General features: G+C 37.4%; 14 protein-coding genes. 12 read left to right on the top strand and 2 right to left on the bottom strand.

What is annotated here, in order from left to right; genetic code table 11:
* Positions 1 to 11: 11 nt before the first annotated feature.
* Together QBE53_14085 and QBE53_14080 are read right to left on the bottom strand one after the other, a co-directional pair.
* Entirely contained in the window at positions 12 to 275 is a 264-nt protein-coding gene (locus QBE53_14085) for a hypothetical protein (protein ID WZL80915.1), read from the bottom strand.
* 118 nt (positions 276 to 393) lie between these two features.
* Complete coding sequence (locus tag QBE53_14080) at positions 394 to 1,218, bottom strand: undecaprenyl-diphosphate phosphatase (GenBank protein WZL83320.1); 825 nt, start codon at positions 1,216 to 1,218, stop codon at positions 394 to 396.
* A gap of 194 nt (positions 1,219 to 1,412) precedes the next feature.
* Between QBE53_14080 and QBE53_14075 the strand changes: the two genes are divergently transcribed.
* From QBE53_14075 to QBE53_14020, 12 genes are all read left to right on the top strand, one after another.
* Entirely contained in the window at positions 1,413 to 2,762 is a 1,350-nt protein-coding gene (locus QBE53_14075) for an extracellular solute-binding protein (GenBank protein ID WZL80914.1), read from the top strand.
* A gap of 43 nt (positions 2,763 to 2,805) precedes the next feature.
* Positions 2,806 to 3,687, top strand: a complete 882-nt coding sequence (locus tag QBE53_14070; GenBank protein ID WZL80913.1) for a sugar ABC transporter permease — start codon at positions 2,806 to 2,808, stop codon at positions 3,685 to 3,687.
* 1 nt (position 3,688) lies between these two features.
* Positions 3,689 to 4,522, top strand: coding sequence for a carbohydrate ABC transporter permease (locus QBE53_14065; GenBank protein ID WZL80912.1), 834 nt, complete (start codon positions 3,689 to 3,691; stop codon positions 4,520 to 4,522).
* Positions 4,523 to 4,607: 85 nt separating this feature from the next.
* Positions 4,608 to 6,350, top strand: coding sequence for a histidine kinase (locus QBE53_14060; protein ID WZL80911.1), 1,743 nt, complete (start codon positions 4,608 to 4,610; stop codon positions 6,348 to 6,350).
* Complete coding sequence (locus QBE53_14055) at positions 6,328 to 7,059, top strand: response regulator (GenBank protein ID WZL80910.1); 732 nt, start codon at positions 6,328 to 6,330, stop codon at positions 7,057 to 7,059. Before QBE53_14060 ends, QBE53_14055 begins: the two co-directional genes overlap by 23 nt.
* 99 nt (positions 7,060 to 7,158) lie before the next feature.
* Positions 7,159 to 7,569, top strand: coding sequence for a DUF2752 domain-containing protein (locus tag QBE53_14050; protein ID WZL80909.1), 411 nt, complete (start codon positions 7,159 to 7,161; stop codon positions 7,567 to 7,569).
* Between the two features lie 49 nt (positions 7,570 to 7,618).
* On the top strand, positions 7,619 to 8,146 hold the full coding sequence (locus QBE53_14045) for a CD225/dispanin family protein (protein ID WZL80908.1): 528 nt from the start codon (positions 7,619 to 7,621) through the stop codon (positions 8,144 to 8,146).
* Between the two features lie 155 nt (positions 8,147 to 8,301).
* Positions 8,302 to 13,329, top strand: a complete 5,028-nt coding sequence (locus tag QBE53_14040; protein ID WZL80907.1) for a hypothetical protein — start codon at positions 8,302 to 8,304, stop codon at positions 13,327 to 13,329.
* A gap of 15 nt (positions 13,330 to 13,344) precedes the next feature.
* Positions 13,345 to 17,811, top strand: coding sequence for a hypothetical protein (locus QBE53_14035; GenBank protein WZL80906.1), 4,467 nt, complete (start codon positions 13,345 to 13,347; stop codon positions 17,809 to 17,811).
* A 12-nt stretch (positions 17,812 to 17,823) separates the two neighbouring features.
* Positions 17,824 to 18,699: an S-layer homology domain-containing protein gene (locus QBE53_14030; GenBank protein ID WZL80905.1), complete on the top strand. Its 876-nt coding sequence runs from the start codon at positions 17,824 to 17,826 to the stop codon at positions 18,697 to 18,699.
* A gap of 131 nt (positions 18,700 to 18,830) precedes the next feature.
* Positions 18,831 to 19,967, top strand: coding sequence for a peptidylprolyl isomerase (locus tag QBE53_14025; protein ID WZL80904.1), 1,137 nt, complete (start codon positions 18,831 to 18,833; stop codon positions 19,965 to 19,967).
* A gap of 182 nt (positions 19,968 to 20,149) precedes the next feature.
* Positions 20,150 to 20,677: a 4Fe-4S binding protein gene (locus tag QBE53_14020; protein WZL80903.1), complete on the top strand. Its 528-nt coding sequence runs from the start codon at positions 20,150 to 20,152 to the stop codon at positions 20,675 to 20,677.
* Positions 20,678 to 20,688: the final 11 nt, after the last annotated feature.

The raw sequence follows: 20,688 nt of genomic DNA, 5'->3' as shown, positions 1-20,688 counted from the left end.
ATAGATTGATTCTATAACTTAAATAAATACCAACAGCAGCTATTTAAATTATACCTAAGTTCACATATGCGTAATGTGTTGTTAGCCACAATTTCACATGTAAAGCAATACACTTGATTACCAGCTATTTTATCGATATCACGTGTGTATATTTTTCGGATTTTATAGACAACTTGTTGTCCATCATTGGCTTCAATCTTAAAGCGCAAAGGATGGATTTTGCCGTCTTTTTCAGTCCAGCTAATCATTTCTATGGGTTTGGTTATTGTTTTCATAGTAATCACCTAAAAATTATTAATATATTGGAATATAAATTCATTATAACACGAACTTATGTTCGTGTAAATATAAAAATAAAAGAGGTCAAGCTGACCTCTTTACGATGCGATATAGCTAAAAAAGAAAATAAATAAATACAATACAACCTAGAATTATACGGTAATAACCAAATACTTTAAAGTCATGTTTTTTGATATATCCCATCAAAAATTTTATGGCAAGAATGGAGGTGACAAAAGCGACAAGCATGCCTGTAAACAGGATGATTAATTCATAGCTGCTAAAGTTTAATCCAAACTTGACCAGTTTTAATAGGCTGGCACCAAACATAACAGGAATAGCTAAAAAGAAAGTGAACTCTGCAGCAATGACACGGGAAGAACCAAGAATCATTGCTCCGATGATGGTAGCCCCTGAACGTGAAGTTCCGGGAATAAGCGCGAGTAATTGAAAAATACCAATTAAGAGTGCTGTCTTATAGGAAAGCTGGGCTAATGTTGTGATATTGGGCTGTTTTCCTTTATGAAGACGTTCAATAATGATAAATAATACACCATAAATAATTAATGTGAATGTGACGGTTTGATAATTGTAAAAGAGTTCATCAATAATATCATCATAGAGAATACCTATAATTGCAGCGGGAATACAGGCGACTAAAATTTTTAGCCAAAGAATCATGATATCCTTTTTTATAAAATGTTCACGTTGACGTGTAAAATCAAAGGGAAGCAGTTTGTTAAAATAAAGGACAACAACAGCCATAATGGCACCAAGTTGTATAACAACAAGAAACATTTCCATAAATTGTGGACTGACATCAAGTTTTATGAATTCATCCACGAGAATCATATGACCTGTACTGCTGACCGGTAACCATTCGGTGATTCCTTCAACAATACCAAGAAAAATTACTTTTAATAGTTCAATCATTTGAATACCTGCCTTAATTTGTTTGTAAGTATTTCTTATTATACGTATATTTATCTTGGAATGCAATTAGAGAAACATTAAAATAAAAGGTGGGTAAAAATATTACCTATTGTAGCAATGATTATCCGTTCGCGTGGGAGGGGATTTTTCTTATAATATGTATGTAGCTAAAATCAATAAATAAAAATGGAGGTAGTTTTATGAAAGGTTTTGCAAAAAAAATAACGGGGATTTTTTTGATATTTACACTTATGGCATCGCTGACAGCGTGTGGTGGAAATACAACGGATAACGCTTCAAAGACTGAAGGATCCAATGACGCAAGTGTGGCTGAGGATACATCTAAAAATGATGAAAAGCAGTTAGATAGCGAAGAAGAAGTAACCTTGACACTTTGGAGTATTGCTACAGAAAGTGATGCATTTAATCCTGCATATACGAAAGCAATTGCAGATTATGAAGCAGCACATCCAGGGGTTAAGATTGTACATGAAACCTTTGAGAATGAATCCTATAAGACAAAAATCAAAACAGCAGTTGCTGCCAATGATTTGCCAGATATATTCTTTACATGGGGCGGAGGATTTTCTCAAGCATTTGTGGAAGCAGAGAAAGTCTTGGCTTTAGATGAATACTATACGGAGTTTTCAGATGAGTTGAATGTAGCAGCCCTTGGAAATGCAACGTATAACGAAAAAATTTATGGTTCAACATTTTCAACACCCGTATCTTTATTGTTTTATAATAAGAAAATGTTTGACGAACGTGGCTTAACAGCACCGACAACATTTGAAGAGTGGAAAATGGTTAATCAAGCCTTTTTGGAGGATGGAATTACACCTATTGGAATCAGCGTAAAAGATACATGGGTTCTTGCGATGACACACGATGCATTGACGCTAAAATCAGCAGGACCTGAAAAAGTGCATAATGTATTAACAAAAACCAGTGGTACATATAATGACCCGGATTTTATTAATGCATCGGCAAGTTTGGTGGAGTTAATTGAAATGGGAGCTTTAATTGAGGGGGCTGCAGGTCTGTCAAATGATGAAGCCAGCCAACTATTCTATAATGGTACGGTACCGATGTATATCACTGGAAGTTGGATGGCAGGTTCAATCTATACAGATGCTGAGACTCCAGAAGATTTTGATTTGGCACCTATTCCGGTTCTTAATGATGCCAATGCACAGATTACAGATTTTATGGGAGGAGCTTCGGATACATTGATGGTTGCTGCATCGACTGAACATCCTGAGATTGCAGGTAATGCTGTGTTTGAATTAACAAGAAGTATTTCCAAATATGCATACCTTGATGGGGCTGGTGTCGCAGCGTGGAATGTTGATTATGATGAAAGCGAGATTAAACCGTTAGTTCAAAAAGTGGCAAAATATGCAACAAGTGCGACATCGTTTACATTATGGTTTGATACATTAATGGAAGCGAGTGATGCAGGAGAATACTTGGCATTGTTGCAAGAATTATATATTGGAAACTTAACTCCGGAAGAATTTGCACAAGCTATGGAAGAACAGCTGGAATAATAAATAGAAAGAACACGCAGAGAAAAAATTATGGAGGATAGATATGGACAAAGTTATGAAAAACAAAACAGCAATCCTATTATTTATGTTACCGGCGACTGTTTTGTTTGTGGCAATTATCATTGTGCCAATCTTCATGTCCGGCTATTATAGCCTGCTTGATTGGGATGGTATGACAGAAGCGACATTTGTAGGACTTGACAACTATATAGATTTATTTACCAGCAAATCAGCAGGCTTTCCCAAAACCCTAAAAAATGCATTCGTTTTAGCAGGACTTTCGGTTACGTTACAACTGGGGTTAGCGCTTGCCTTGGCCTTGACGTTGGCAAAAGGACGAAGGGGGGAACGGTTCTTTGTAACCGTTTTCTTTATTCCTGTCATGATATCCACCGTAGTTATTGGACAACTTTGGATGAAAATATATAATCCGCAATACGGACTTATTAATATGGCACTACGTTCTATGGGATTGGATGATTGGACACGCACATGGCTAGGGGATCAAGATACAGCCCTATATGCGGTGTTCATCCCTTTGCTGTGGCAATATGTGGGTTATCATATGTTGCTTATGTATGCAGGAATTAAATCCATACCAGTAAGCCTGCGAGAGGCAGCAAAGATTGATGGGGCAACAGATTATCAGATATCAAGATTTGTAACAATTCCACTTTTAAAACCTGTGCTTCAAGTCTGTGTGATTTTTGCTGTGGTAGGTTCTCTCAAAGCCTTTGATATGATTTATGTGTTGACCAACGGGGGACCGGCACACGCAAGTGAAGTGCCAAGTACCCTCATGGTATCTAGAATTTTTCTGAGAAACCAATATGGATTTGGTAGTGCGATTGCAATAATGATTATCTTTTTATGTTTCTTTTTTGCGATTCTGATAAAAAAAGTGTTCAAAACGGAGGTGGATTAGCATGAAAAAAGAAAATAAAATCGGTAAAAGTATCGTTTTTATATTGCTATGTTTTTGGACACTCGTCCAGTTGTTTCCTCTGTATTGGATGTTTACCTTTTCATTAAAATCCAATAACGAAATCTTTGGTGAAAATGTCATTGGACTTCCGAAGCAGTGGCTATGGGAAAACTATACGGCTGCGTTGACAACCGGGAACATGGCGGTTTATTTTCTTAATAGCTTCATTGTAACGGCAGGAACGATTGCACTAACCATTGTTGCAGCATTAACGGCAACATATGCTTTGGAGCGCATGGTCTGGAGAGGTCGAAAGCTGGCCAATAATATATTTATGTTAGGTTTAACCGTTCCGATACATGCAGCTATCCTCCCCGTGTTTATCATGTTAAGGAATTTAAAGATGACCAACTCCTATCAAGCACTGATTATTCCTTATTCAGCCTTTGCCCTTGCGATGGCAATTTTAATAAGCAGTAGTTTTATACGGGGTATCCCCAAAGAACTTGAAGAAGCAGCATGTATTGACGGAGCCAATGTATATGGGATTTTTTGGCATATTATACTTCCCCTGATGCGTCCGGCGTTATCGACCATTGGTATTTTTGTTTTTTTACAAGCTTGGAATGAATTGATGTTTGCAGTTATTTTTATCAGCGATTCAAAGTATCGTACCTTGTCGGTGGGGATTCAAAACCTTTCCGGTTCCTATACCACAGAGTGGGGACCGATTGGAGCGGCCCTAGTTATTGCAACATTTCCTGTACTTATTTTATATGCTTTTATGGGAAAGAAAATACAAGAAAGTTTGTTGATTGGTGCTGTTAAAGGGTAGAAAGGTATTGTATACGGAATTTCAACCATAGTTATAAAAAGAAAACTGTGATAAAATAAAAAGAAAATGCAAGCAGGTGATAAAAATGATAAAACGACTAAAAGAGCAATTTAACGATTTAAACTTAGACAAAAAAGTTAAATATCTTTTTATCGTCATTATTTTTATGTACTTGCTTGTTTTTTATGGGATTTATGCTTTTATTATTCAAAAAAGCATGATTGATTATACAGTAGAAAGCAATATGAATACCCTAAAATCTATTGGGAACAACTTAAATGCTGAGATTGAAAGCATTGATAATATGAGTCAACTTATTATGACCGATAAAGAAGTGGTGGCTTTTTTAAAAGCAGAAGAAGATGATTTTTACATTCAACAAGAAGCGGTACGTGCCATTTACGATACCATGAATATTTTTAATCACGTATCTTCCGTTTTTGTATTTCAAGAAGATTATGACTATGTATCCTCAGGTATTGGCGTTACATATATAGATATTGATAATTTTGAAGAGTTGATGAAAAAAGTACGTCCCAAAGCAGGTGGCTATCACTTGGCGGTTAATGCGGATGGGGCTGTGCAACGCGACATTCAATGGCCGGTGGTTTCGCTGGTTCGTACGATTAACGACTTAGAGACACAAAAACCTATTGGGACGATTATGATCAATCTATCCATTGACATGCTGGATAATACATATCGCAATATGACGTCAGATAATAAGTCCTTTTGTTTTTTTGATATCGACGGCATGGCGTTAACCAAACATAACTATCATGAAGCATTAGAGCAAGTTGAATATACAGGTGAAAAATATTATCAAATCACATTAAAAAATGAAGGAATCGTCTCTTATCAACTTATAGAAAAGACGCCTTTTATTTTAAAATCTTTTGAAAAAATAAACTTTACACAAGTCTTGACAAAAGAAGCAGGAAAAATCCTTGCTCTTGTATTTATTGTATCTGCGTTTGCGATGGTAATCATAGGTCTATTTATTACACGCTATATTACCCACCCAATACAGCGATTAGCAGGAGCAATGAAATCGGTGAATACAGGATGGCTGCGGCGTGTCAGCCTTCCGCTTGCCCACGATGAAATCGGATATTTAAAAGATAGTTATAATGACATGCTCGTTGAAATCAACAAATTAATTCACGAACTCATTGAAAAAGAAAAATCTGTTCAGCAAGCGGAGTTGGATGTATTACAAGAACAGATTAAACCCCACTTTTTATATAACACATTAGATACAATTGCCTATCTAGCGTTGACACAACCGTCGGAGCAAGTATATGAAGCCATCGATACCTTGGGAAAGTTTTATCGGAAGTTTTTAAGTCGGGGCAGTCGGGCCATTACAATTAAAGATGAGGTAGGGATTGTTAAGGATTACTTGACGTTGCAAAGACTACGTTATGGGGATATTTTTGATGATGTTTATGAGGTGGATGCGGCATTGGAAAATATTCGTGTGCCTAAGCTGATTTTACAGCCACTTGTTGAAAATAGTCTCTATCATGGTGTTCGCCTAAAAGGAGAAAAATGTATTATTAAAATACAGGTATTTGAAGAAAATAAAAATATACACCTTGTTATTTTTGACAGTGGTGTCGGTATGAGTACACAGCGCATTGCTCAAATAATGGAAGATAGTAATCAAAAAAGTTTTGGGTTTAAGGGGACCATGGAGAGAATCCAATATTTTTATAATCAAAAGGATGTTGTTGAGATTACAAGTCGTGTTGGAGAATTTACAAAGGTTGATATTATAATTCCAAAAGGAGGTGTGCAAGTAGATGTATCGAGTGATGATTATTGATGATGAAGTCAAAATAAAAAAATTGTTAAAGCTAACGATAAAGTGGGAAATGTTAGGATTTGAAGTTGTCGGAGAAGCTTCTAGTGGTATAGAAGCAATTAACATCATTGATGAGCTTAACCCAGATGTTTTGTTTGTGGATATTCGTATGCCATTTATGGATGGCATAGAATTTGCAAAACTTGCTATTGAACGTTATCCGTACTTAAAAATCGTTATGTTAACAGCATTTAACGATTTTGATTATGCGAGAGAATGTATAGGAATCGGTGTTGCAAAATACTTGCTTAAACCAATCAATAAAACAGAGATTAATGATGCGTTGATTCATATAAAGAAAGAATTGGATCGGCAAGAAGTGCATAAAGCATATGAACGTCTTGAGGAGATTAATGTTTCTTCAATGGGAAAAGTTCGTGAATATATTATTCAACATTATAATGAACCAGAGATAAATCTAACCTCGATTGCATTAAAATTTGGATTTAATCCAAGTTACTTAAGTCGAGCGTTCAAAGAAGAGGTCGGTGTTGCTTTTACAGATTTTTTAAATGGATGCCGTATGGAATATGCCATCAGCTTGTCAAAAGAGAACCAATATATGTATCAAGTAGCAGAACAAGTCGGAATACCGGATCCCAACTATTTTGGAAAATGCTTTAAAAAGTATACAGGGCAAAATTTTTCGGAGTATGCAAAAAAATCATAGGCTATGTAAGGATTTTGTCAAAATCAATAAAAGTTGTGGAAATTTTAACTTTTTTAAGGTAGAATAGGGGGGAGATTATTTTGTTTAGGAAGAGTTAAAATGCGAATTGATATAAAAAGTAAAAAATTCAGATGGTTTGTAGGTATTGCTGTCCCAATAATTGTGCTGGGACTAGCTGCATTTTTATATGTATATGGAAATCCAGTGCCTTGTTACTTTCGCAGGTGGACGGGAATTAACTGTCCAGGGTGTGGTAGCGGGCGTGCTGCCTTTGACATTGTGCATTTTCGTTTTTTAGAAGCGATGGGACACAATATTATGTTTGTGATTTTGATGCCGTTTGCGGCATACTATTTGTTAAAAATATATTTATTTATTGTTATTGGAAGAGATGTTTTACCGTTTTTTAACTTTTCATATAGACAAATGCGAGTTATTTTTATTATTATTGTAGCATTTTTTATTTTAAGAAATATACCGGTAAAACCATTTAATCTATTATCACAATAATGATGAAGATTTAAGACTTCATCAGGAAATTATGTCAGGAGGATGAGTCATGTATTGTACAAAATGTGGAGCCCCCCTCAATGAAGATGCAAAATTTTGCACTGAATGTGGAGCAGCAATGGAGACAGAAGAAAAAGTAGAAGAAGCAGTAGAAGAAAAAGCAGAAGAAGTAGCAGAAGAAGCGGCGCAAGCCGAGGTGAAAGAAGAAACAGAAGAAGTGGCTAAGTCAGAGGAAGCACAAGCACAAGAATCACCAGTGCAAGAGCAACAAGTCGATGCACCACAGACCCCACCACAACCTGCATACACCCAAACCCCACCACAAGGTAGCGTGAATGTGAATACAACGCCATTTTTAGTATGGTCAATCATTAACCTAGTCCTTTGTTGTTTTCCAATAGGAATTGTAGGTTTAGTATTTACACTAAATGCAGGAAAAGCAACAGATCAAGCGGCAGCGGACGAGGCGCTTAAAAAAGCAAAAACCTTCAACTTGATTGGAACAATAACAGGAGCGGTTATCTTCTTGGTATATATCCTTATAATTGCAGGTAGCGTTTTATCAATGGGATACTAAGAAGCTTAGAAAAAAGGTGCTAAATATAGTGCCTTTTTTTCATTTTAGCCTTTAGAGTTGATAAGCTTTGTCCGATAAATATAGAGAGTGGATGAGTCTGCGATTTTTTATACATGGGTTTGACCCTTAAATCACTAAAAAAAAAGAGGTGCATAATGATGAAGAGTAAGCGAAAACAACCAGTATATAGAGGAATTAGTCTGATCATGTCAGTGGTGCTGATAGCATCGTTTTTTTATATTCAAACATTTGAAATGAAAGCGGCAGAGGAACCTTTATTAATATGGGAACGTAGCCGAACGATGGATATTAATTTTAATCAAGGTAACAGCGTTCGAGGGTCCAACAACATGCTGTTTAGTTTTGATGTGACGGAGAATGGTCTCTATGAATTGGAATATTATCTAAAAAATGGAGAGCAGACGAAGATATATTTATATAAACAACTTGATAATATGACAGTATACTATGGGTTAAATGAAAAAAATAGTTCAGGCGATATCATAAGTAAACTAGGTAACCCTGGTGAAACAATAAATATGAACCAAGTGGATTATTCTGGTCTTGCTACATGGGTCAATATTGATAAACCGATAGTAAGTTTGCCGGGAAGTATCGCATCGACCACATCAAGTGCACTTGAATTTGATATAGAATATACACAAAGTGCAAGCGTTACAGGCTTTGCGTTTGAATTAGGCAATGCTAATATCCCTAACCGACGTGTTATTGCAGATTGGGATCGCCCTAATAATACCATGTATATATGGTTTGATGGATATGTGGATGGAAATATTATGCCGATTCAATTAAGTGCTCCGGGAGAAGATGGCGTTGCGAAAGTTGATGAATTATATGTACTTAAGAATTTAGAAGAATTTGATATTCGCCCGGTAGATCCTCGTGATGTTGAAGCGGTTATTGTTGAGTATGACGGAACAAACCCAGAAGAACAAGCAGGAAGATATCCGGGGATGGAGATAACCTTTAAGCATCCAAAGACATGGAATACTTCGGATTGGAGTTATCAATATGATACATTTTCCCAAGAAGTAAACGCCAGTTTTTCAATGGAAGAGCTGACCAATTCTGACAAACTCTTAGAGTTTGAGATGGGATTAAATCAAGCGGGAGATACACAAGTCAGAGCTATTGCCTCTGGAGCGACAGCAGACTATCTCTATGATGATACCGAAAAACGCTACACAGTATATATGGCACAAGACATTAGTGATTTAGATAAGGTTGATGATAACATTGAAGGCCATGTCATTGAATGGCAAGACCTTGATAGCAGTAAGTTGTATGAAGCAACATTTTCGGTGGGACTGAATGCTTTAATTAGCGGACAAGAACGCTATAGGACCGATTTTTTTGAGATGAATGCCTATACATATTTAGAGTATAAAGTTGTGCGTGTTGATGATGAAGCCTATTTGGACATAAAGCCTTACTATGTAGAAAATGCGCAAAATATTTACTATAACATATTGTATGCAGATGAGAACATACAAGGTCAGATTGAAAGCTTGACACTTTGGAGTAGCTATTATCCGACACAGACCACTGAAGAAAAAATTCGGATTGTTGTTGATGCACGTTGGAATAGTAATTATAATTTTTATCAAGTAGAACCGGTATGGAAAGGATCCAAACTCGATAGTCAAGTGTTGAATTACCAGGCAAGTGATCATGAAGAATCGGGATTGATTGCACCTAAGTTACCGGAGCTTATTGCGCCACGTGGGGATGATATTTCAGTGATTGGCTTAAGTGATAATGAACCTGCCAATGATTTGATTAAATTTGACTTGCAATGGGTTGGCATGAATCGAGATCGATGGATTTATAAGGCAATCTACTATGAAGTGCTTCTTGGTAAACAGTCTAAACTTGATTTGGAGACGCCGGATGATATAGGCTACGATGTTTTTGCGATGTACAAAATCACGCAAAATATTGAGCAAGAGTATGAATTATGGAGAATAACAAGTGGAACCATGGCTTCACATGATGCGAGTGACTTAGAACTTGTTGGTCGCTATGCTAATTTTGATGAAATTACCGGTGAAAATGGTGTCATGCTTAAAGATGCAGAAGTATGGACGCAAACCATTAAGACAGAGTATAAATATGATGAAACATTTGAACACTATGTCTACGATTTTGATTTTAATACAGGTCAGACACTTGACCTAGACTTAGATGAACAAGAAGTTTATTACTTACGAATGCGGGCAATTGCTGAAATAGAAGATGGTCTAGCGCCGGACACATATATTTCTACAGACTACTCCATACCTAAAAGCATTACACTAAGTGAAACTGTACGCGAACTTCCTGAGATTGAACTTACACGAAATGAACCCCTTGTTGAAGAGGAAAAAGTTGGCGTATATCTTGAATGGCAAGAGATTACAAAGCAAAACCCTCAAATACATGACTTCATTCGCCTTTTCCTTGATCCTCAGCGTGAAGAAAGTCAAGGAGAAATTAATATTACCCAAGATACTCAGATTCGATATAAAGTATTAATATCTCAATCAAGAGAAGCATTGCTATATGAGGGGACATTTGATCCAAGTAACTATTCGCCGGAGATTCGCTTGGGAACAGCGACGGCAGATATTACAAACGAGCAGCTACAGATATTAAAGCAAACACAACCAGATGGAGTTTTATTATTTGATGTGCCGACCAACAGTATAGGTTTGCTAGGCTTAGAGGAGAATAAGGTGTACTTTAGCCGAGTTATTACAACACTTGAAGTTACAGAGTCACCTACTCAAACCGCAGAATACTATAGTGAACCATCAGAAGTGATAAGTATTACAACACCAACGCTACCCCAAGAGCCGGATGAAGGGGACCTAGATCCGTTATCCCCCAATAATTTTGATGTTCGATTCAAAGAAGACGACGAAGTTAAGTTGGAGACTGAGGTCACATGGAACTTACCGGATGGTATTGATATCGAAGGGGATTCCTTTGAGTTTGAGATTGTAGCTTTTGAGGAAGAAGGATTTCCGAATATAGAAGCTGCAACAGAAGTGCCGTTGATGGATGTATATACCCAGATGTTAAGTGCATCAGAAGAGCTTTCCGAAAATATTAGCATCTTAGAAGATTTAATTGAGCGAGATATCGTTCAAGGATGGTATGTAGTTAAAGAAGGTGAAAATTACAGATATACAATGCTATCAGGATATATGGCCAATGGTGATCCGATTTATGCAGGGGAAACGGGATTGTGCCGAATTGACCCGGATAGTGATGAATTGATTATACTTGAAGATAATACGAACCGTCCAAACCAAGTGTATTATTACTATATACGAAGTATTAATGCCTATAACAGTTTGCTAAAATCAAATTGGCGTGTTGATACAATTACAACGGGACGCATTCAGACGGCAACCAACCTAACCGTTGTCTATGATGCGATTGATGATCCATATTATGAGACGGTGATCCGTTTTGATATCCCTCTCGAAGCAGAGTATGCCAATGAAATTCATATTCGAGGTGAGCAAGATGCAGAATATGTTATTGCAAGGTCAGGAAGTGGTGCGGACAATAGTGGTGATTATCGCTATCGCCTCATCCAAGAAGAAGAACTATCAAATGCAAGGCGCTTATATTATCGAATAACAGGATTGGAATCTGGTAAAACATATAATATCAAAGTCCGTCTTATTGATGATACGCAAACAGATGAAGTGGATTTAGATGGTAATCCGGCATATCCGGAATCTGCATTTTCCGATACGATTACAACAAGGACAGAGTTCAATCAAGATGACTATGAAGAAGATTTAAAATACCAAGAATATTTGGAATATTATAGAGATCAAGCAGAAAAATTAAAGCAAAAACCCTATTTTCAACTAGAAACGTCTCGAAATCAAGCGGCGTATAAATATCGAGATGCCTATGGTATCGGACTGATTGAGACGAACCGAAACCGTAGTCTTGAGCTTGTTGTAAATGAAAAAGGTAAGACAACATATTATTTGCCGTCTAACTTTACCAAAGCGTTAAACGATGGTCAAGTCATGTTGGTTTATAAACAAGATGGCCAAAAGATTACCTTGCGCCCAAAAAGCCTTGGTCTATACATTACATCGGCTATTGGTAAAATCCAAGAAGAGATTAACCGTTATAATGCGAAAAACAGAGATTATTACATAGAGTTTATTGTGGAGATTGATGACAACATTAAAAAAGTCTTGTCCTATGATGCGACCAGCCCTCAGGTTGAAGTGACTATTAATGTTGTAGGAAGTGAAGACATAGAAGAAGAAGTAGATATGATGTTTATATATGAGCTAGACCATATCATTCGTTCAAAAGAACCGGATCTTATTGAAGAATTGACGGATGAACTTGAAGAAGGAATTAATGATGCACGTCTAGTTGAGCTTGTTAAGAACCTTGTTAGCGAAGTAGAAGAAGAGTTCCTAGAAGAGACACAAGACATCTTTGAAGACGCAATTACAGGAACGTCCTATAGTATACAAACACTTGCAAAACCTATGATTTTTGAATTGACACCGACGCGTTCGACAAGCCTTGCAAATCATAGAATGTTCCAAGAGCAAAAGGGACGATGGGTTGAACAAGTAGCCGCATACACCGGCGGCAGGTATCAATTACAAACAACGTCTTTGCTACCGCTTGTTTTAGGTGACTATTATATTGACGAAACCATTAGTGGCAATTATGAAAACGATGCATTAAATATCTTAAGCCGTTATAATTTGATGGAGATTTTAGGAGAAAACACATTGAAAAATCCTCAGGCAAGCTTGAATAATCAACAGTTTATTCAAATTATGGCACGAATTTTAGGTGCTCAAAAAGGGGATGACAATACACAGTATCTTAAAACTCAAGGCATTGATGTTCCAAGGCTAAGTGCATATAATGAGATTGTTAATGAGGAAGCCTATTATTTATATGTTCAAGTGTATGCGAAAAAACATCGCATTGACCTGAGTACTGTAAAAATACGCAACTACCAACTGATTGAAGATATACAAGAGGCTAACAGTACGTATAGAGACACACTTCTTCGAGGCGTGAACGGTGGGTTTATCACGATAGACTATGGTCTAATGCTTCCACGACAAAAAATGACGATTGAACGACTTATGACACTACTTAATAATATTGACGGATAGAAAGAAGGGATATGAATGATGCGTAGACAGAAACTTTGCTATATACTTGCCTTGATATTGATCTTTAATACCATAGCTCCGGTTTATGGGAATGTTCAAGAAACGATAGAGTCTTTTGATGAAATAAAATTGAACTCAACACTACTGAACCTAGAAGAAAACCGCTATGAAATTAACATGACCCTAGATTGGACCAATCCAACACAATGGGCGCAGACATCAAATGGATTGGACCAGCATGCGCCATTTGCCTATAACTTTTATTTTGACAACTTGGCTTTGGGAGAAAGTGATGGATATCCTTTGGATGTGTTAGCATCGAATGTAACCTCAGATGGAGAAACCATGTCCTGGACAGGAAATAAAGACTTATCAACCGGGTCTTTATATGAAGTACGAATATCGCCATATCACTATCATGAAATTTATAATGATGAAGGAGATCTGATTGAAAAAAGAAAAATCACGGCGCCCTATCTAGAAGAGCGTAGCCTGTATTTGATGACAGAGCCTAAAGTTGAATTTGAGCAAAATGATGGTGCAATCAGTGTTGTCTGGGAAGATATGAATGCTCCTAGCGATGACGTAGGCGATGAAATTAATTATCGAATTCGCTATACAAGTGGTGTTGCAAAAGAAAACAAAACACAATTTGACGAAGATGCAAGTGTCATTGAATTACCTTTATTGTCAAGAAGTCATGAAGACGTTGAACGTTTTACTGACCGAGAGGGCAGACGGTGGTTAAGATACACGTTGAGTGAAGCTACAAAATCAGGAACCGTATATTCTTTTTTGGTTGAACCAGAGCTTAACACGTATAAAGGAAAAAATGTATACTACAATAAAAACAATCCCAATGTATGGTATTATCTAGCGATTAGTGACCTATCATATATTGAGCTTGATACGACGCTTCGCTTGGAGTGGTATGTTGAAAGTACAGGCTCAGGTATTGGTGAAGGTGCTTTGGCAGATTATACCCTTTCAGAGATTCGACTTATGGAGATTGTCGACGAAGAAGAAGCGGTTATTGCCATTTTTGGAAAAGAAGCAGGAGAAAAAGGGTATTATATTGTTAATAAACCGATGCAAAATACGCGATATCGCTTAGCCATAACGTATCAGCGTGAAGATCAAGAAGGTAACTTACACTTTCTCTATGCAGATTCCAATGAAGTTATTTATATTCCTTCAGAATCTAAAATTGTACCAGCCAAGCCATATGTTCCTGAAATTATAACCCAGGGAATCTTTAACGAATATGCAGATCAAAGCGAATTAAAAGAGCATTTGCTTATTGACACGCCATATTTAAATATAATGGATTGGGAAAAGTTTAAAGAAAGCCAAAAAGGATTTTTCTTGGAAACAGAAGGTCCAGATTACATCAACTTTGTATGGAGTGCTTTTAGACGCTATGGAATTGGCGAACAAGCAAACCAATTAATGACAGACTTGAATGTATCTTATGATATATGGGTGACAAACACACTGGAGGCACTAGAAAGTAGTGCGCCTTTGATTGCAGATGCGAACTATACAGAAATTGATGGCGATTCCTTGATTCGTAACGAAACCGAAGAAGATATGCGAAACAGTATTCGTGGATTTCACACGCAACTGAACACATACTATGATGTGAAGTCCAATACATATAAACCCCTGGAGCCCAATACACTTTACTACATCAAAGTTCAGGCGAAAAAAGAGTATGGGGATGAAACGCTACGAAGTGAACCAACCATTGTTTCATTATATTATGATAACAATGGTGCTGTTTATGTGCCGCCAGTGATGTCAACACCACCATTAAAAGTTATTGACACCACGACGACAAGTGTCACGGTGGAATCTCAAATGCAATGGGATGAAGTGATGCCTGTGGCAAGTGACAATGCAGGACAAAATCTCTTTAACCGATGGACGCACAAGCTTTATTTACGCCAAGAGGGCTCAGGAGCCATTACCCTTAGCGACCAAGGATTTGAAGATGCTGCAAGTTATTTGACAACATATGACTCCCAAAATGATACAATAATTTTTGTCAAAGAAGATGATCCTAGTCAATCGATTAGCATGGATAATGGGATCACATCCATTCAAGTCATGACAAGTCAAGAACCAGAAGTCTTTGTATCGGCGCAACTAACACATCGCCGTGTCGACTTAGGTGAAAATTCGGAGATTGCAAGCCTTGGCTTTAACTTTCAATATGTGCTCTACAGTGAAGTGCTTGAAGCACTTGATGCATTAAATGAAGAAGCTGTCGATGAAAACGCGTTTGCTGAATATGTGCGACAACTAGGAGCAAGTGAAGCTGGATGGGAAGATATTACCAATAGAGTCAGTATTGAAGATGGACGAATTGAATATACACAAGAGGGACTAGACCCTAACTCAAGATATCTCTTCTTGATACAACCATATCGTGAAATCAATGGTGTTCAAGAGAAACTAAAAGCACACTACCCATCTTCCATCGTGGTCGTAACGGACCCGGAAGAAGATGATGTCCTTCCTACACCAAAGATACCATTTTTAGAAACCACAAACCCTCAGGAACAATCGATTGATGCGTATTGGTTTTACAATCGTGCATATACATATGAATTACGCTATGGACGTGATGATGTATTTGAAGAAACACAAGAAGTCGAGTTGATCATTCCTGATGGCTTAACCAATGGCAAGCATGCATTTGAAGTGGATGACTTGTTTCCGGATACAGGTTATTACTTCTATATTCGGGCAACAAATCCACAGACGGGTTTATCCAGTGACTGGAGTAATCCTGTGTATGGGAAAACCCTTGATGTTGAAGCACCTGGATATCCAAGAGGTGTCGGTATCCCTTCCGATGAGACAATGAAAGAATATGCTTATGATGCAGGGGTAGGCAGTGATTATGTAGCCATAGAGTGGTTAAAAGACTTGGGTGAATTGCAATATGAGGATACACCGGAAGATAACAATGTACAAAGGTACTACGCTTATAAAATCGAAGTGGCTCAAAATCCGAGTTTTAACGATGCACAGTACATCACAACGGGAGCACCGGAGCCAGATATCCCGGAGAATGTTGAAGCATTAGAGACGACCCTGATTAAAGTCAATGAACTTATCAGTAATCGTTATTACTATTTCCGCCTAAAAACAGTGGTTACGGTCATTGGACAAGAAGAAGGACAATTGATCGTTAAAGAATCTGAGGATTATTCGCCTACTTTAAAGATATTGGTTTTACAGTCGGACAATGAGTATGACGGAAGTTATGACCCGGCACTGGAAATATTGCCTAGTGAGGACTTTGAACTCATCTATAATCGCGATACAAGAGAGCTGACCTATCGATTTAGAAGTGATGAAGAAGATCAAGATGGAAATATGGATAATCGAGTCGACCAACGCCTGATTAGCCGTCTGATTGAAAATAATACCTATACTTATGTTGCGGATGTATCACGCTTTGAATCACGAGCGATTCAAAGCCGCAAAATAATCATCCCTTATACCGTTTTGCAAGCATTTGATACATATCAAATTACGTTACAAGTGGATGCAGGGGATGTCATTGTATCGATTCCTTATGATGCATGGATAAATGAAGTTGAACGTCAAGTGGGTCAATATAATGAAGCCCCAACAGTTGAGATTAGTATAGAGCCAACCCAGGTGATTTATGATAAGACAATGGTGCCAGCCGCATTACGGGTTGTATCAGCACCACAAGAAATATCCATACGTGTAGGTAATGGACGCATAAATACAGAAATAGAATATGTACAGACGCCTATTACATATGCTTTTAGAACAACATCGCTCTATGGTAGTTATATTCAAAATCCGATTGCGTATGCATTAGATCAATCCAAACGCTGGACGCTTATGCCGGGAAATTATGAACGTTCCAACGGGTTCTATACAATGTCAACGAAGAATCTAGGCGCTTATGGTGTCTTTATTCAAGATAAAAGTACAGAAATTGCTCCAAATCAATCGAAACATTGGTCAAACCCTTATAAGCAGAGAATTGACAATAAGTATACGGTATTAGGTTTACAAAGCTATAATCCGGATGCTGTTGTGAGTGAAAATGCATTGATTAATATTGTTCATGGAATGATCAAAAAATCAGATACCATTGACATCAATGCATATATTACACGAAGTCAACTGGAAAGTTTGTATTATTCTGGAGTAAAAAAGAATATGAATAAAAATAGCAGCTATGTGAGGCGAGAAGAGGCGATTGCCATGATCTTAGAAGCAATAGATGTACGCGAGGGATATGGATTTATAGCGAATGAACAGATTCTAAGACGTATCAATCAAAACACAGCAATTGCAAAAGAGTACCAGCTGGCTATTGCAAAAGCGGCAACAGAAAACCTTGTGTCTGACGTGTCCAATCTGCGCCCAAAAGATAATATTACCTATGGTGAACTCTTTGCATTATGGGCAAAAGCAGAAGAGCTTTAAGGAGTGAAAAACATGATAAAAAAAATACAGATAGGACTCACGAGCTTTGGTCTGTTGATAATAATGTTGACCAGTGTATCAGCAAGTAGTGCCCATGTTATATATCAAGTGGAGTGGGTCGCTGAAAATGCAGGAATAGTTCAACTGCAATGGAATGACGCGACGATGACCAGACCCATTATGATTCAAGGGTGGACCCAAGCGGCAACGGGTGAAGTTATTATTCGTTATGCGACAGGTCAAGAACTTCCAACAGGGTTTGATGAACGACGAATTGAAGTAGACAACTTAAAAGCGCCCTTTAGAATTGTATTAGTGGATGCAACAGCAGCAGATACCAATATATTTACAGATATGCCATCCAGTAATGAGGGGGCGCAGGCCATTCAGATGCTATACGATTTAGGGGTTCTTAATGGATATTCAGATGGTACAATCAAACCGGATAATTCAGTTTCACGAGCAGAATTTAGCAAAATGCTTTTTATGGCAACGCATATGTCGATGGCTCCAACTGGAACTGCACCTGGATTTAGTGATGTGCCTTTGGAACATTGGGCAAAAACATATATTGGAACACTTGCTTCAAAAGGTATTGTGCAAGGTAAAGGAAACAATACCTTTGATCCAAATGGAACGATTACCATCGCAGAATTAGCGACCATATTAAATCGAACATTTACTTTGTATGGAACAAAAGTGAATTATCCTTACGAAAATAATGGGCATTGGAGTTTTTCCCACTTTGAAGAACTGACTAGTAAGGGAATCATAAAAAGCAGTGACACATATTACTATCCCTATCAACCCGAACGCATTGCAACACGACAAGATTGTGCGATACTTCTTGGACGAATTCTTTTACAATACCATGAAGTCGTAAAGTAAAGAAAATGTGTTCATGATTTGTTCACAAATTTTCATTGATTTTGTCACGAAAATAGATTACACTGTAATAGTTGTAGGTTTCATCACGAAAACTAACGTGATGAAACCAATTTTATTGAAGGAGTGAATTTATGAAGAAGACACTAGTAATGCTTTTAGCACTTGTTTTAACTATTGGCCTATTAGCAGGGTGTAATGAACAAGATGCTGGAAACGATGCTACACAAGATGAGACACAAGATGAAACAACAAGTAACGAAGGTGGAGAAGATGTTACAGTAACTGATTTTAATGATGAGGTCGTGTTTACAGTTAATGATCAAGAGATCATGCTAAGTGAGATTAACTTTTGGACTTATTATTATAAAAGTATGTACGAAGGTTCATATGGAATATCAGATTGGGACATGGAAATGGGTGAAGGTATAACGTTAGAAGACGGTATCAAAGATACCATTAAAGGGGTATCCATCCAAGGCGTAGTTATGCAAGACCTAGCCAATGAATATGGACTAGAGTTGTCAGAAGAGAAAAAAGAAGAGTACATGAGTCAAGCATCAAGTATTTATGAATCATTTGACCCAACAGTAATGCAACAATATGGTTTCACACTAGAAACAATTGAAAACATTATGTATCAAACAGGATTAAGTGAACTTGTATTTGAAGAAATGACCAAAGATGTTGAAATCGACCAAGATGCAGTTCAAGTAGCAGTGGAGGCAGACCCAACATATACAAATATAATGAGTGTTGGTGTTGAAAACTACAGTGATCAAGTACGTGCACGTCATATCTTGATTTCAACAGTTGACCAAGCAACAAATCAACCACTTGAAGCAGATGCCATTGCAGCAGCGAAAGAAAAAGCAGAAGCTCTACTTGAGCGTGCAAAAGATGGAGAAGATTTTGCAACATTAGCGACAGAAAATACAGAAGACCCAGGTTCAAAAGAAACTGGCGGCGAGTATACATTTGGTCGTGGACAAATGGTGCCGGAGTTTGAAGAAGCGGCATTTAACTTAGAAGAAGGAGAGATCAGCGATCTTGTTGCCACTTCTTATGGATACCATATCATTAAGTTAGAAGAGAAAATTCCTTCAACACCTGAGCAAATAGAGCAAATTGAAGCGACATTAGACTCTATCCGTGAGAACTACGAGTATCAACAAAAATCTGAAGCTTTTTCAACGATGTATGAAGAAGTAATGGTAGATTATGAGCCTGTAGTTAACGAAGAAGCATGGGAAAAGGTTACATTAAAATAAAAAGTAGTCCGATCTTTTAGCTGTCTAAAATATAAAATAGCAACATGAGAATACATGTATTTAAGTAAAATGCATGTTAGCCTCGGTTGCTATTTTTAGGTTGACAAAATCTGATTATTGTTATATTATGTTATACGAATATAAAGTGTATACAATAAACATATAACAACAGGAGGCTGACGATGAAGCAAGCAAGGAAGCAAACGACGACGCGTAAAAAATCACAACAACATTGGACATGGATTATTATTATTACTTTTTTTGTACTCGGTATTTTAGATACCCGCTTTGGAATATTAGGAATTGTCTGTATGGGCGTACCTATAATACATGCTCTAAAAGGCGATGGGAAAATACATTGTTCCAAATATTGTCCACGAGGGTCTTTTTTAGGAAAATTCTTAGACAAAATATCAATGCATAAGCAATTACCTGGATATATGCGTACTAAAAAGGCAAAACATGTACTGCTTATCATCATGTTGACCATGCTAAGTATTGCTATGTACCATACAGGGTTTGTATTTGAAAAAATGGCATTTGCATTTTTGCGTTTTATGGGCATGTCATTTGCAGTTGGAATTATAATGGGCGTCTTTTTTAAACCAAGAAGTTGGTGCGTAGTTTGTCCCATGGGACATGCATCAGGGCTTATTGCGGGGCGACGCAAGAAAATTGTGAAGCGTCGACCGGTATATGAGGGTGAATAAAACAAAATACT

The organism is Vallitaleaceae bacterium 9-2, assembly GCA_038396585.1.
Classification (GTDB): domain Bacteria; phylum Bacillota; class Clostridia; order Lachnospirales; family Vallitaleaceae; genus UBA1351.
Note: the sequence above shows the minus strand (reverse complement) of the source record. Positions and strands in the feature narration are given on the sequence as shown.

Bases quoted from the DNA above. Each gene is read 5' to 3' on its own strand.
- QBE53_14085 (WZL80915.1), bottom strand. From the start codon at position 275: ATGAAAACAATAACCAAACCCATAGAAATGATTAGCTGGACTGAAAAA.
- QBE53_14075 (WZL80914.1), top strand. From the start codon at position 1,413: ATGAAAGGTTTTGCAAAAAAAATAACGGGGATTTTTTTGATATTTACA.
- QBE53_14070 (WZL80913.1), top strand. From the start codon at position 2,806: ATGGACAAAGTTATGAAAAACAAAACAGCAATCCTATTATTTATGTTA.
- QBE53_14065 (WZL80912.1), top strand. From the start codon at position 3,689: ATGAAAAAAGAAAATAAAATCGGTAAAAGTATCGTTTTTATATTGCTA.
- QBE53_14060 (WZL80911.1), top strand. From the start codon at position 4,608: ATGATAAAACGACTAAAAGAGCAATTTAACGATTTAAACTTAGACAAA.
- QBE53_14055 (WZL80910.1), top strand. From the start codon at position 6,328: ATGTATCGAGTGATGATTATTGATGATGAAGTCAAAATAAAAAAATTG.
- QBE53_14050 (WZL80909.1), top strand. From the start codon at position 7,159: ATGCGAATTGATATAAAAAGTAAAAAATTCAGATGGTTTGTAGGTATT.
- QBE53_14045 (WZL80908.1), top strand. From the start codon at position 7,619: ATGTATTGTACAAAATGTGGAGCCCCCCTCAATGAAGATGCAAAATTT.
- QBE53_14040 (WZL80907.1), top strand. From the start codon at position 8,302: ATGATGAAGAGTAAGCGAAAACAACCAGTATATAGAGGAATTAGTCTG.
- QBE53_14035 (WZL80906.1), top strand. From the start codon at position 13,345: ATGATGCGTAGACAGAAACTTTGCTATATACTTGCCTTGATATTGATC.
- QBE53_14030 (WZL80905.1), top strand. From the start codon at position 17,824: ATGATAAAAAAAATACAGATAGGACTCACGAGCTTTGGTCTGTTGATA.
- QBE53_14025 (WZL80904.1), top strand. From the start codon at position 18,831: ATGAAGAAGACACTAGTAATGCTTTTAGCACTTGTTTTAACTATTGGC.
- QBE53_14020 (WZL80903.1), top strand. From the start codon at position 20,150: ATGAAGCAAGCAAGGAAGCAAACGACGACGCGTAAAAAATCACAACAA.